Source organism: Curtobacterium sp. PhB130 (assembly GCF_003755165.1).
Classification (GTDB): domain Bacteria; phylum Actinomycetota; class Actinomycetes; order Actinomycetales; family Microbacteriaceae; genus Curtobacterium.
Genome location: NZ_RKII01000008.1, coordinates 477,507 through 491,041, shown reverse-complemented (window position 1 = coordinate 491,041; position 13,535 = coordinate 477,507). Strand labels below are relative to the sequence as shown.

Sequence of the window (13,535 nt, the reverse complement as noted above, 5' to 3'; positions counted from 1 at the left end):
GCGTGGACATCGACACGCTCGCGGAGGCAGCCCGCGACCTCCTCCGGAGCGCGCCCGCGGACTTCGTCGCCGAACGCACCGCACGGCAGCGGGCCGCCCGGAAGGACGACCGGGACCTCGCGGCAGCGATCGGGAAGCTCCGGAAGCCCGCGCCGGCCGCCTGGGTGATCGACCTCCTGGCAGCGGACGGTTCGCTCGACGAGGCGGTCGACCTCGGCCCCGCGATCCGCGAGGCCCAGGCGAACGCCGACCCGAAGGAGATCGCGGCCCTCCGGCGCCAACGGTCGAGCGTCGTCGGCGCCCTCGCGCAGGCCGGCGCGGACCTCGCGTCCGAAGCGGGACACGAGGTCACCGCAGCGGTGCTCGACCAGGTCCGCGCCACGATCGAGGCCGCGATGGCCGATCCGCACGCGGGGGCGGCGGTCCGCTCGGGACTCCTGGTCCAGCCGCTCGAGAGCGCGGGGTTCGACGACGTCGACCTGGACGGCGCGCTCGCGGTGCCGGACGCGGTCCCCGATGCCTGGTCCGGCAGCGATGCCCCACCCATCCCCATCTCGGAGGGGAGACGCAAGCACAAGCCGCCCCGAGCCTCCCGGCCCAAGCCCCGAGACGAGCCGCAGCCGACCCCGGAACCCGAACCGAGGCGCGACCCCGCTGCCGACCGCCGCGCCGCCCGCCAGGCCGAGACCGCCGCGCGGGCGGAGTCCCGCGATGCCGACGCGGCACTCGACGCGGCCGAGACCGACCTCGAGGCCGCCGAGGAGCGCCGAGCCGAACTCCAGCGCGACCTCGAGCGCGCGACCGCCGAGATCGAGCGCCTCGAACACGCTCGGGACGACGCCGAGGCCGCGAGCGACAGCGCGCGGGAACTCCTCGCCGCCGCGCAACGGCACCGCCGCGACCTCGGCCGCTGACCGTCCCTCATCACCTCGGATGAAAAGCGCCACCGCCGCTCGCTGACCGCCCGAGCGTCCCCATACGCTCGGCGTCATGACCTCCACCCTCCGCCGGTTCCGGCACCTCCTGGCACCCGCTGCCGGCGCCGTGTACCTCGTGCTCTGGATCGTCGCCGAGGCCGGCCGCTCCGGGCTCGCGGACCACGTCCTCGTGGTGTCCGCCCTCGCGGTGGCGATCGGTCTGGCGAACTGGATGCCGTCGACCGCCCTCGGGCTGGTCGTCGTGGTGCCGCTCCTGCAGGCGTTCCGGTTGCTGCACCGGCCGACCGACACGACCTGGCCGGAGTACCTGGCCATCGCGATCGTCGTCGGCATCGTGGGTGCCGGACGGTCGGACCTCCTGCGATGGCTCGCGGTGCCCGTCCTCGCGGTCGCCAGTGTCGCCGCAGCCTGGGCGATGGTCGTCCCCACGGTCGCGGACCCCGACGTGTGGGGGCTCTGGGTCGGCTCGTCGACCGGGACCCGCACGAACCTGGCGTTCATCGCGCTGGCCATCGCCGGGGCGAGCGGCATCGGGTGGGCGATCGGCGTCGCGATCGGCGCGACGTGGCGGATCGGGCTCGCTCGGGTGCGCGTCGTCGAGGCCGAGCGGGAGACCGAGGTGACGACCGGTGAACTCCACGCGGAGCAGGAGCGGGCGCGGATCGCCCGGGACGTGCACGACTCGCTGGCGCACTCGCTCGCGGTCGTCGTGTCGCAGGCCCAGGGGGCCGCGGCGATCGCTGTGCGGGACGAGCACGCGGCGCGGGCGCTGCAGGACATCGCCGATGTGAGCCGCTCGGCACTCGGGGACGTCCGCGCACTCGTGGAACGGATCCAGGGCGCGGGCGACGACGCACGGCATGGTCTCGAGGACGTGCCGCCCCTGGTCGAGGACATGCGCGAGCTCGGGATGACCGCGTCGTTCGAGCAGCACGGCGCACCGTCCGCCGTGGCTCCGGCGGTCGGCTCCGCCGTGCACCGCATCGTCCAGGAGAGCCTGACGAACGTCCTCAAGCACCAGGGCCGGACCGCCACCGCCCGTGTGGTCCTCGACTGGCGCGGTCCGGGCCTCGGCGTCGTGGTGACGTCGACCGGGGGCGCACCGCTCGTCGAACTCGACGGCGCGGGTTCCGGGATCGCCGGGATGCAGGAGCGGGCACGGCTCGCGGGCGGGTGGCTGCGCGCCGGAACCGGTGACGCGGAGCACGAGTGGGTGGTGACGGCGTGGCTGCCGACCGTCGATGCCCCCGCCGTGGCGCCGATGCTCGAGGTCGCACGGTGATCCGCGTCGCCGTCGTCGACGACCAGCGACTCTTCGCCTCCGGCATGCGGATGCTCGTCGACGCCCAGGACGACATGACCTGCGTCGGGACCGCGGCCGACGGCGCCGAGGCCCTCGAGCTCTGTGCCGCCGAGCACCCCGACGTGCTCCTGCTCGACCTCCGGATGCCCGTGATGAACGGCATCGAGACCCTCACTCGCCTGGCTGCTGCGGACGACGACCGGCCCCGCGTGGTCGCCCTGACGACGATCCGCCGCGACGACGCGGTCCTCGCCGCCCTCCGCGCCGGAGCCGCCGCGTTCCTGACGAAGGACGCGCTCCCCGAGGTCGTGACGGCCACCATCCGGGACGTCCACGAGGGCAGGCCGGCGCCGACTGAGTCCGAGGCCCTCGAACTCCTCCGTGCGCAGGGAACCCCTGTCGAGCCGGACCGTCGGGACGAGGTCCTCGACGCCCTCACGGCCCGCGAGCGCGCGGTGTTCCTGCTCGTCGCGAAGGGCCTCAGCAACGCGGAGATCGCCGCGAGCGTGTTCCTCAGCGAGGCCACCGTGAAGACCCACGTCCGCGCCGTGCTGATGAAGCTCGGCCTCCGGAACCGGATCCAGGTCGTCATCACCGCACACGAACGCGGCCTCGTCCGCGCCTAGGGGGAACCATGCAGATCACCAGTCGCGCCGCGAAGACCGGCACGCTCGCCCTGGTCGTCATCGGCCTCGCCGCCGGCGTCGTGCACGGCCTGCCCGAGCCCGCCGACGTCGCCGTCTCGCCGACGACCGAACGGGACCCGGGAGCCTGGACGATGCCCCTCGACGGCTACGTCCAGCCAGGTGGCCGGAAGGACACCTACGCACTGAACCTGGTCATCCAGCCGTGTCTCCGCGCGGCCGGCATCGACTTCCCGGTGCCGTGGGCGACGATCGCCGGGCTCGACGCGGTCTCCGACCAGGACGAGACACCGGAGCGGGGCAACACGTCACCCGCCCTCGCCTGGAGCGAACCGCTCGACGCCGAGACAGCTCGGACACGCGGCTACCACGGCCCGTCGACGGTCGGCGCGAACGAGGACGGCATGAAGGCGTGGGGTGAGGACCCGAAGCGGAACGCGGCGTTCGCCGACGCCTCCGAGCAGGAGACCACCCGGTGCTTCCGGCAGGGCTACCGCACGCTCGGCACCGACGACGCGAGCGGCGCCGTGCAGAGCGCCTCGATCGTGGCGAAGGGCTTGACGTACCTCGCCGCGACCGCTGCCCGCGAGGACGACACCGTCGTCGCAGCAGCCGCGAAGTGGCACGCGTGCATGGCGCCGGCCGGGCTCGCGGACCTCCCGGCGTCGCCGAACGGGATGCCCTCGCAGTCGATCCGGATGGACTACGGAACGAACATCTCCTCGACGCCCGTGCAGGACCCGGAGATCACCATCGCGAAGCGGGACGTCGCCTGCCAGGAGTCCTCCGGCTACCGGAGTGCGCTGTACGACGCGGAGTGGAGCCGCCTCCGGCACGTCACGGCGAGCGACGCGTCCGTGCTCCGGAAGGCGGAGGCGGACCAGCTCGCCGTCGATCGCCGACTCGACGCGACGATCCGGCGCCTCGCGCCGGCCGCACCGGCCGACGTCGACTGACGCGCGCCGCGACGATCCGGCGCCTCGCGCCGGCCGCACCGGCCGACGTCGACTGACGCGCGCCGCGACGCGCCGCGCTCCGGGTGCCGGGCGTCGGGCGCCGCGCGTCGGGGGTGGGGAGCTGCCATGGGGGGAGCGCCCCGCGCCCGGCGTGCGTCACCACCGGACGGGAGGCTCGGTGCCGGCGCGCACCGAGCCTCCCGCCCGGCACCCACGCGCGTTCCCACCCATCACGCGCGCACTGGGAACACGAATCGCGCGTAGGAGGTCGAAAGAACCGACCCCCTACGCGCGTTTCGACCCCCTACGCGCGATTCGACCCACTACGCGCGGAACGGCCGCCCCGCACACCCCGCACCGCACATCGTTACCCAACAGTTGTCGTCTTTGACGAACCCCGTTGGAGCGGTCTAATCTCTGACACCATGCTTCGGGCCGGCGATGGTCCGCCGGGGCCGAGCCCCGGGTACAGGACTCGCATCATCGCCGACCTCCCGCTGCCCGCAGCCACTGCGCGGGCAGCGCGGAACGGCGCGCGGCGCACCCCGGAGACATGCCGCGATGCCGGGTCGAGCACTCCGGGGCACACCAGAGAGACGACGCATGTCGGACGTCAACCGCAACCGCGCTGCCACACTCACGCCGCCCAACGGGGTCACCGCCCCACCCAACGACACACCGGCACCGAACGAGGCGCCATCCGCAGGTCCCGGCGACGCCGTCGCTTCCCGGGAGGGCCTCCTCGCCCGCCTCGGCATCCCGCACCCGCTCCGCTGGGGCTTCCTCGGGGTACTCGTGTTCATGACCGGCGACGGCATCGAGTCGAACTTCATCGCCCCGCACATCGCGGGTGCCCTCGGGGCTGGCGGCACCGACAGCGCCGCGATGGTCATCGGGATCTACGGCGTCGCCGTCCTGGTCGCCTCGTACTTCGCGGGCGTGCTCTCCGAACTCTGGGGACCGCGCCGGGTGATGACCATCGGCGCGGCGCTCTGGGTCGTGTTCCAGGTCACGTTCCTCGCGGCGCTGCCGACCGGGTCCGTCGGACTCATCGCGCTGACGTACTTCCTCCGCGGTCTCGGCTTCCCGCTGTTCGCGTTCTCGTTCCTCTGCTGGGTGAACCACACCGTCGCCCGCGAGCGGAACGCCACCGCCGTCGGCTGGTTCTACGTGGTGTTCACGGGAGGCCTGCCGACGCTCGGCTCCCTCATCGCGATCGGCAGCATCCCCGCGTTCGGCGGCGGGGCGACGGGGGAGACCTGGTCGATGGCGCTCTCCCTGCTGTTCGTCGTCGCGGGGTGGGTGTTCGTCCGCTTCGGCGTGCACGAGCGCACCGGCCTCGGGCGCATCGCCCCGCGCGAGCACTCCGCCGCCAGGGTGATCGCGAGCGGCATCGAGGTCTGCATCACGCGCCCCAAGGTCCTGCTGGCCGTCGTGATCCGCCTCGTGAACACGGCGCCGGAGTTCGGCATGTTCGTGATCATGCCGGCCATCATCGGCACCGAGCTCGGCTGGGGGCAGTCGAAGTGGCTCACCATGACCGTCATCGTCTACGCGGGCAACATCGTCTTCAACGCGTTCTTCGGCGCACTCGGCGACCGCATCGGCTGGATCCGCACCGTGAAGTGGTTCGGCATCGCCGCCTCGGCCGTTGGCCTGCTGGCCTGGTGGTACGTCCCGCACCTCGTCCCGGCCGGTTCGGAGTGGGGCTTCTGGCTCGCGACCGCCGCAGGCACCGTCTTCGGCATCATGCTCGCCGGCTTCACGCCGATGGGCGCGATCGTCCCGGCCTTCGCGGGCGAGGAGCGTCGCGGCGCGGCGATGGCGATGTACGCGACCGCGGCTGGCGGGGCCACCTTCCTCGGCAACGCCGTTGTCAGCGCGGTCCTGCCGTGGGGCGGAGCCGGCGGCGTGGTCTGGACGTTCGTCGTCCTCTACGCACTCGCGTTCACGGTCCTGTGCTTCCTCAAGGTGCCACGCGAGGCGGAGGCGTCCGGGCACTAGGCCGGACCGAAGGGCGGACGGGAGGCTCGGTGCCAGCTGGCACCCGGCCTCCCGTCCGCCGTGGATGCGGGTTTTCACCCATCGCGCGCGCGATCGAAAGTCAAAACGCGCGTAGGCGGTCGAAAGAACCGACCCCCTACGCGCGATTCGACCCCCTACGCGCGATTTGACTCCGGGCACGCCCGGGCCGTGTGCGACACGCCCGGATGGGTCCTGCTAGACTTGCGGACGACTTCGGCGAGGGTCGCGTACGCGCGGCCGTGATCGACGCGGTGGGAGACCCGGCTGACCTCTGGGAACGTTCCTCACGCGTGCACGCGTTCGAGTTGCAACACCACAGACCCCACGATGCCGGCATCCCGGTGTCGTTCCCCACACCAGGAGGCACCATGGCCGACTACACCAAGCTCGCAGCGGAAGTCCGCACCAAGTTCGGCAAGGGCGCTGCGCGCAAGATCCGTGCAAGCGACAAGATCCCCGCGGTCGTCTACGGCCACGGCACCGAGCCGGTGCACATCTCGCTGCCGGGTCACGAGACCATGCTGCTCGTCCGTACCGCGAACGCGGTCGTGGACCTCGACATCGACGGCACCGCGCAGCTCGCCCTCGTCAAGGACGTCCAGCGTGACCCGGTGCGCCAGATCATCGAGCACATCGACCTCGTCGTCCTCCGCCGTGGCGAGAAGGTCACCGTCGACGTCCCCGTCGTCATCGAGGGCGAGTCCTTCTCCGGCACCATCCACGTGCAGGACCTCAACACGATCTCGCTGCTCGTCCTCGCGACGGACATCCCCGAGCACGTGGTCGTCGACGTCGAGGGCCTCGAGGACGGCACGCAGATCCACGCATCGCAGCTCACCCTCCCCGAGGGCGCCGAGCTCGAGACCGACGCCGAGGCGCTGGTCGTCGCGATCGTCACCCCGCGCGGCACCGCCGACGACGACGCCGCGGACGAGGCATCGGCTGAGGCCGGCGCCGAGTCCGGTGCCGAGGGCGGCTCCGAGCCGGTCTCCGAGTAACACCCCGTTCGGGACGTCTGGTCGACGCTGGTGACTGATCGTTTGCACGTCGTGGTCGGGCTCGGGAACCCCGGGCCCGACTACGCGGGCAACCGTCACAACGTCGGCCAGATGGTCCTCGACGAACTCGCTGCCCGCATGGGCGCGAGCTTCAAGAAGCACAAGACCCCGAACCAGGTCGCCGAGGGGCGCCTGGTGCCGGGTGGCCCCCGCCTGGTGCTCGCCAAGCCGGGGTCGTTCATGAACACCTCCGGCGGCCCGGTGTCGTCGGTGCTCGGGTTCTACGGCGCCACCGCTGCCGACCTGATCGTCGTGCACGACGAGCTCGACCTGCCGTTCGACACCGTGCGGCTCAAGGGCAACGGTGGACACGGCGGGCACAACGGGCTCCGCGACATCATCAAGGCCACGGGCACGAACGAGTTCGCCCGGGTGCGCGTCGGCATCGGCCGCCCGCCCGGTCGTCAGGACCCGGCCGACTACGTCCTCCGCGACTTCTCCCCGACGGAGAAGAAGTCGCTGCCGATCCTGATCGGCGACGCCGCGGACGCGGTCGAGGCGATCGTGGACCTCGGGCTCGTCGCCGCGCAGCAGCGCGTGCACGCGCCGTCCTGACCTCTGGCGCCCGGCGCTCCGTTCGCCCGTCGCGCACCGGGCGGTCCTTGTCGGACGTCGCCGGTACCATGTCCTGAGTGACGATCTCGGGCATCATCCCTGCGCTCTCGCGCGCCTCCGCGTTCGATCGCGTCCTCCGCGCCGCACCCCGTGACGCCGACTTCTCGGTGGTCGACGGCCTGCGTGTGCCACTGCTCGCCGCGCTGATGGCCGAGCGGAAGGGCCCGCAGTGCGTCCTCGTGATCACGGCCACGGGTCGTGAAGCCGAGGCGGTCCGCGGTGCCGTGTCGAGCTACCTCCCCGAGGCGCAGGTCCTCGAGTTCCCCGCGTGGGAGACCCTGCCGCACGAGCGCCTGTCGCCGAGCGCGCAGACCGTCGGCACGCGCATCGCGACGCTCCGGGCGCTCCAGGCCTGGGACGACGCCCCCGCCGCCGACCGGCCGACCACGGTCGTCGTCGCCAGCGTCCGCGCAGCGCTGCAGCCCATCGCCGGCAACCTCACCGCGCTCGCACCCGTCGTGCTGCGCACCGGGTCGCGGGGCAACGACCTCGGGGCGATCGCCGCGCAGCTGGTCGACCTCGCCTACGCCCGCGTCGACCTGGTCACCCGTCGTGGCGAGTTCGCCGTCCGCGGTGGCATCCTCGACGTCTTCCCGCCGACCGCCGACCACCCGGTCCGCGTCGACTTCTTCGGCGACGAGATCGACGGCATCAAGGCGTTCTCCGTCGCGGACCAGCGCTCGACAGAGGACGACCTCGGCTCCGTCGAGCTGACCGCCTCGCGCGAACTCCTGCTCAGTGACGACGTGCGCCAGCGTGCGCGGGAGATGCTGCACGAGTTCCCGAACCTGTCGCAGATGCTCGCGAAGGTCGCCGAGGGCATCCCGGTGGAGGGCATGGAGTCCCTCGCACCGGCCCTGGTCGAGGAACTCGTCCCGATGACGAACTACCTGCCCGCGGACGCCACCATCGCGGTGTTCTCGCCGGAGCGGGTGAGCGGCCGTGCGCACAGCTTGGCCGAGACGAACCAGGAGTTCCTGCAGGCCGCGTGGAGCGCCGCGGTCGCCGGGGCCCAGGCGCCGATCGACCTCGACGCCGGCAACTTCCTCACCGTCCCGCAGCTCCGTGCCACGCGGGGCGACCGCACCTGGTGGACGGTCTCGCCGTTCGACTCGGGCCTCGACGGACCGCTGAGCGACGCCGACGCCGCGGCCGAGGCGGGGGAGTACGTCCGCGTCCGCGCCGACGCCGTCCCGAGCTTCGCCGGCAGCGCCGACGGGGCCATCGCGCACGTCAAGGGGCTCACCGACGACGGCTGGGCCGTCGTGGTCACCGCACAGGGGCAGGGCCTCGTCGAGCGCGCCGTGCAGGTGCTCGCCGACGCCGGGGTCGCGGCCCGCGCCGAAGCGGTCACCGCGCCGCCGCAGCCCGGCATCGCGATCGTCACGACCGCCGTGGTCGAGCACGGGTTCTCCATCCCGGACCCCCGCATCGCCGTCCTGTCCGAGGCCGAGTTCTACGGCCGCACCGCGCAGCAGGGTGCCCGCACCGTCAAGAAGCTCGCGAGCCGCCGCAAGAACGTCGTCGACCCGCTGCAGCTCAAGCCGGGCGACGTCGTCGTGCACGCCACGCACGGCATCGGCAAGTTCGTCGAGCTCGTCTCGCGCGAGGTGTCGAGCGGCGGGCGCAACGCGGTGAAGACGCAGCGCGAGTACCTCGTGCTCGAGTACGCGCCCTCGAAGCGCGGGTACCCGGGCGACAAGCTCTTCGTGCCGACCGACCAGCTCGACCAGCTCTCCCGGTACGTCGGCGGCGAGTCCCCGACCCTGTCGAAGATGGGCGGCTCCGACTGGTCCGCCGCGAAGTCCAAGGCCCGCAAGGCCGTCCGTGACATCGCCGTCGACCTCGTGAAGCTCTACTCCGCGCGCATGGCCTCGAAGGGGCACGCGTTCGGCCCGGACACCCCGTGGCAGCGCGAGCTCGAAGAAGCGTTCCCGTTCGCCGAGACCGCCGACCAGCTCACCACCATCGACGAGATCAAGCGCGACATGGAGCGCCCGATCCCGATGGACCGCCTGCTCTCCGGCGACGTCGGCTACGGCAAGACCGAGGTCGCGATCCGCGCCGCGTTCAAGGCCGTGCAGGACGGCAAGCAGGTCGCGATGCTCGTCCCGACGACGCTCCTCGTCCGCCAGCACATGGAGACCTTCCAGGAGCGCTTCGCCGGGTTCCCGGTGCACCTCCGCGCGCTCAGCCGGTTCCAGACCGAGAAGGAGTCGAAGGAGACGCTCGCGGGCCTCGCCGACGGCACCGTCGACATCGTCATCGGCACGCACCGGATCCTCTCGCAGGGTGTGCAGTTCAAGGACGTCGGCCTGGTCATCATCGACGAGGAGCAGCGCTTCGGCGTCGAGCACAAGGACCAGCTCAAGAAGCTCAAGACCAACGTGGACGTCCTGGCGATGTCCGCGACGCCGATCCCGCGTTCGCTCGAGATGGCGGTGACGGGCATCCGTGAGATGTCGACCCTCGCCACCCCGCCGGAAGACCGCCACCCCATCCTGACCTTCGTCGGCCCGCAGTCCGACCTGCAGGTGGCCGCGGCGATCCGGCGCGAGATGCTCCGCGAGGGCCAGGTCTTCTACGTGCACAACCGTGTGAAGGACATCCAGTCGGTCGCGGCGCACCTCGCCGAGATCGTCCCGGACGCCCGCATCGCCGTCGCGCACGGGCAGATGTCCGAGCAGACCCTCGAGCAGGTGATGGTCGACTTCTGGGAGCGCCGCTTCGACGTGCTCGTCTCGACGACCATCATCGAGACCGGCCTCGACATCGCGAACGCGAACACGCTCATCATCGACCGCGCCGACAAGTACGGGCTGTCGCAGCTGCACCAGCTCCGTGGCCGTGTCGGTCGTGGACGTGAGCGCGGGTACGCGTACTTCCTCTACGACGCCGACAAGCCCCTCTCCGAGACCGCGCAGGACCGCCTCGAGACCATCGCGGCGAACAACGAGCTCGGCGCGGGCATGCAGGTCGCGATGAAGGACCTCGAGATCCGCGGTGCGGGCAACCTGCTCGGCGGTGAGCAGTCCGGCCACATCGCGGGCGTCGGCTTCGACCTGTACCTCCGGATGATCGGCGAAGCCGTGTCCCAGTTCCGCGGGGACGTCGCCGAGGGGCAGACCGAGCTCCGGCTCGAGATCCCCGTCGACGCGCACATCCCCGAGGACTACGTCGAGTCCGAGCGGCTCCGGCTCGAGGCATACCAGAAGCTCTCCGCCGCCTCCGCCCCGACGGCGCAGCACGACGCGATCGACATGGTGCTGGACGAGCTCACCGACCGGTACGGGCAGCCGCCGCAGGCTGTCCAGACCCTGGTCGAGGTCTCCCGGCTCCGGCGGATGGCGCAGCAGGTCGGGCTCTCCGACGTGGTCGTCATGGGGTCGAACCTGCGCGTCGCGGGCAAGGAGCTCGCCGACTCGTCCCAGGTCCGCCTCAAGCGGATGTACCCCGGCGCGAAGTGGTTCCCGCAGCAGAACGCGTCGAGCATCCCGATGCCGCGCCCGCACGGCGAGGCCCTGCCCGACGACGGCCTGATCGAGTGGGTCGAGAGCATCCTCACCGCGGTCTACGGCGCGGCCGCCCCGGCGGAGGCGCCGGCCGCGTAGCACGCTGCGCCACCCCGGACGGGAGGCCCGGTGCCAGCTGGCACCGGGCCTCCCGTCCGGCGCTGCTCGCGCTCACTGCGCTCGCGTCTGCGCGCGCTCGCGTCTGCGCGCGCTCGCAACCAGCGACAAGACCGTTGTCGTACGACAGCGACCCTGACGTACCGACTCCGCCGAGATCGTTGCGTCCGCAAGCAACGACGAGACCGCTGTCGTACGACAACGAGGGTGTCGTTCCGAGTCCGAGTCCGAGTCCGAGTCCGAGTCCGCGGGCGCCGGGTGTGGCGGGTCGTGGCGGAGGCACCCCGCGGCGCTACTCGGTGGACTCGGCCTCGGAGAGCTCGCGGCGCGCGCGGTACTGGCGCGCCCGGATGCTGACGACGATCGCCGAGGCGACCATCGCGATGCCCGAGCCCACCAGGACCGCGAGCACGCCCTCGTCGACGATCTCCTCGTTCGACGCGAACGCGAGCTCGTTCATCAGCAGCGAGACGGTGAAGCCGATGCCGCCGAGCACCCCGACGGTGACGATCGACATGAACGACAGCGAGGGACGCCCCGGACCGCGGAAGATCCGCGTGGCGACGGACCCGAACAGCGTGATGCCGATCACCTTGCCCACGGGCAGCGCCAGGACGACGGCCCAGAAGGTGGGGGAGAGCTCGCTGATGCCGACGGCGGGGATCATCACCGCAGCCGACGCGAAGGCGAACACCGGCAGGACGATCGCGTTCGACCAGGGCTCCACGCGCTCGTGCAGGGTGTGCCCAGGGCGCCGGGGCAGCACGAGCCCGAGCGCGACCCCGGCGATCGTCGCGTGCACGCCCGAGTGGTACACGAGCCACCAGGTCAGGACGCCGAGCACGACCATCGCCGCGATCATCCAGGCCTGTCCCGGTCGACCGGGACGGAGCATGCGTCCGAGCAGCCAGAACAGGACCAGGACGACGGCGGCACCGCCGAGGGCGAGGAAGTGCGTGTCGTGCGCGAACACCACGGCGATGATGACGATCGCGATGAGGTCGTCGAGCACCGCCAACGCCAGCAGGAACACCCGGAGCGTCGACGGCAGCCCGCGCCCGAACATCGCGAGGACCCCGAGCGCGAACGCGATGTCGGTCGCCGTGGGGATCGGCCAGCCGTGCGTGTACTGCGTGCCGGCGGTCACCGCGAGGTAGATGCCGGCGGGGACCAGCACACCGCCGACGGCCGCGATCGCGGGGACGATCGCGGTCTTCGCGTTCGACAGCTCGCCCACGACGAGTTCGTGCTTCAGCTCGATCGCGACGAGCAGGAAGAACACCGCGAGGAGTCCGTCGCTGATCCAGTGCGCCACCGAGAGGTCGAGGCCCACCGCACCCCAGGGTGCGTGCAGGTGCAGCAGGTGTTCGAGGCCCGGGCCGGCGGGGGTGTTCGCCAGGACGAGGCCGAACACGGCCGCGGTGAGCAGGGCGACGGCGCTGAAGCGGGGGGAGCGGACGACTGCCAGCATGGGACTCCGTACGAGGGTCGGGAAACGGTCCGTCGACCAGACTTCCCGACACGCCACCCGCAACGATACCGGATACTGGCCCGATGACCGCCGTCTCCGACCTCATCGCCGTCGTCGACCGCCTGCTGGACCCGGACGGCGGATGCGTCTGGAACCGCGAGCAGACGCACCGCACCCTCGCGCGGTACGCGGTCGAGGAGGCGTACGAACTCGTCGACGCCATCGAGGACGAGGACGTCGGCGAACTCCGTGAGGAGCTCGGCGACGTGCTGTACCAGGTGGTCCTGCACGCGGGCATCGCCGCACGTGCCGGGGAGTTCGACCTCGAGGACGTGGCGGCGTCCGTGCGGGACAAGATGGTCCGCCGGCACCCGCACGTCTTCGGCGACGAGCGGGCCGACACCGTCGAGGACGTCGTCCGGGTCTGGCGTGCCGCGAAGGCGGCCGAGAAGTCGTCGCGGACGAGTGCGTTCGACGGGGTGCCGCGCGCGATGCCGCCGCTGGAGCGGGCGGTGAAACTGCTGGAACGCCTGGAGGAACGTGGGTCCGCCGACGCGGTGGTCGCGTCCGTCGTGGAGCTGGCCGGGGCTGGTGCCACGCCCGTCGGTGCGTCCGGCGGTCCGGTCGCCACGTCCGACGTCGCGTGGGGCGTGTCGATGCTCGCGTCGATCGCGGCCGCTGAGCGCGACGGGATCGATGCGATCGAGAGCCTCCGCGCGGCGGTGCGGCTGCTGGAGACCGAGGGGCGCGCAGCAGCCGAGGCCTGACCAGCGTCGGACAGCGACGAGCCGAGGCCCGACCGTCGACGAGCAAGACGAGAGTGCGGGCGTCCTCCCAACCCGAAAAAAGGAGGACGCCCGCGAGCGGGCAGACGACGCCACCAGGGATAGTGGCGC

At 72.0% G+C, this 13,535-nt stretch carries 10 protein-coding genes; 9 read left to right on the top strand and 1 reads right to left on the bottom strand.

Features of this window, described 5'->3' with window-relative positions; translation table 11 throughout:
• The first annotated feature begins 2 nt into the window (after window positions 1–2).
• The 8 genes from EDF24_RS12350 to mfd all read left to right on the top strand — a co-directional run bounded on the left by EDF24_RS12350 (window position 3) and on the right by mfd (window position 11,150).
• The gene (locus EDF24_RS12350; RefSeq protein ID WP_123703180.1) at window positions 3–914 is read left to right on the top strand and encodes a hypothetical protein; all 912 of its coding nucleotides are present in this window, start codon (window positions 3–5) and stop codon (window positions 912–914) included.
• Between the two features lie 76 nt (window positions 915–990).
• The gene (locus EDF24_RS12345) at window positions 991–2,220 is read left to right on the top strand and encodes a sensor histidine kinase (RefSeq protein ID WP_123703178.1); all 1,230 of its coding nucleotides are present in this window, start codon (window positions 991–993) and stop codon (window positions 2,218–2,220) included.
• The gene (locus EDF24_RS12340) at window positions 2,217–2,867 is read left to right on the top strand and encodes a response regulator transcription factor (RefSeq protein ID WP_123703176.1); all 651 of its coding nucleotides are present in this window, start codon (window positions 2,217–2,219) and stop codon (window positions 2,865–2,867) included. Before EDF24_RS12345 ends, EDF24_RS12340 begins: the two co-directional genes overlap by 4 nt.
• Window positions 2,868–2,875: 8 nt before the next feature.
• A complete protein-coding gene (locus tag EDF24_RS12335) occupies window positions 2,876–3,841 on the top strand; it encodes a hypothetical protein (protein ID WP_123703174.1) in 966 nt (321 codons plus the stop codon).
• 603 nt (window positions 3,842–4,444) lie between these two features.
• Window positions 4,445–5,845, top strand: coding sequence for an RbtT/DalT/CsbX family MFS transporter (locus EDF24_RS12330; protein ID WP_123703172.1), 1,401 nt, complete (start codon window positions 4,445–4,447; stop codon window positions 5,843–5,845).
• A 389-nt stretch (window positions 5,846–6,234) separates the two neighbouring features.
• Entirely contained in the window at window positions 6,235–6,864 is a 630-nt protein-coding gene (locus EDF24_RS12325; RefSeq protein WP_123654210.1) for a 50S ribosomal protein L25/general stress protein Ctc, read from the top strand.
• Window positions 6,865–6,894: 30 nt separating this feature from the next.
• On the top strand, window positions 6,895–7,479 hold the full coding sequence (gene pth / locus EDF24_RS12320) for an aminoacyl-tRNA hydrolase (RefSeq protein ID WP_123703170.1): 585 nt from the start codon (window positions 6,895–6,897) through the stop codon (window positions 7,477–7,479).
• 77 nt (window positions 7,480–7,556) lie between these two features.
• Window positions 7,557–11,150 (top strand): transcription-repair coupling factor, encoded by a 3,594-nt coding sequence (gene mfd / locus EDF24_RS12315; RefSeq protein WP_123703168.1) that lies wholly within the window; start codon window positions 7,557–7,559, stop codon window positions 11,148–11,150.
• A gap of 310 nt (window positions 11,151–11,460) precedes the next feature.
• Here mfd and nhaA read toward each other — a convergent pair whose 3' ends face one another.
• On the bottom strand, window positions 11,461–12,639 hold the full coding sequence (gene nhaA / locus EDF24_RS12310; RefSeq protein ID WP_185021651.1) for a Na+/H+ antiporter NhaA: 1,179 nt from the start codon (window positions 12,637–12,639) through the stop codon (window positions 11,461–11,463).
• 83 nt (window positions 12,640–12,722) lie between these two features.
• On the opposite strand from nhaA, the gene EDF24_RS12305 reads away from it, so the two are divergent.
• Window positions 12,723–13,406, top strand: coding sequence for a MazG family protein (locus tag EDF24_RS12305; RefSeq protein WP_123703166.1), 684 nt, complete (start codon window positions 12,723–12,725; stop codon window positions 13,404–13,406).
• Window positions 13,407–13,535: the final 129 nt, after the last annotated feature.

Excerpts from the sequence above, each read along its gene's own strand:
- EDF24_RS12345 (WP_123703178.1), top strand. The coding sequence starts at position 991 with ATGACCTCCACCCTCCGCCGGTTCCGGCACCTCCTGGCACCCGCTGCC.
- nhaA (WP_185021651.1), bottom strand. The coding sequence starts at position 12,639 with ATGCTGGCAGTCGTCCGCTCCCCCCGCTTCAGCGCCGTCGCCCTGCTC.
- EDF24_RS12305 (WP_123703166.1), top strand. The coding sequence starts at position 12,723 with ATGACCGCCGTCTCCGACCTCATCGCCGTCGTCGACCGCCTGCTGGAC.
- EDF24_RS12335 (WP_123703174.1), top strand. The coding sequence starts at position 2,876 with ATGCAGATCACCAGTCGCGCCGCGAAGACCGGCACGCTCGCCCTGGTC.
- EDF24_RS12325 (WP_123654210.1), top strand. The coding sequence starts at position 6,235 with ATGGCCGACTACACCAAGCTCGCAGCGGAAGTCCGCACCAAGTTCGGC.
- EDF24_RS12330 (WP_123703172.1), top strand. The coding sequence starts at position 4,445 with ATGTCGGACGTCAACCGCAACCGCGCTGCCACACTCACGCCGCCCAAC.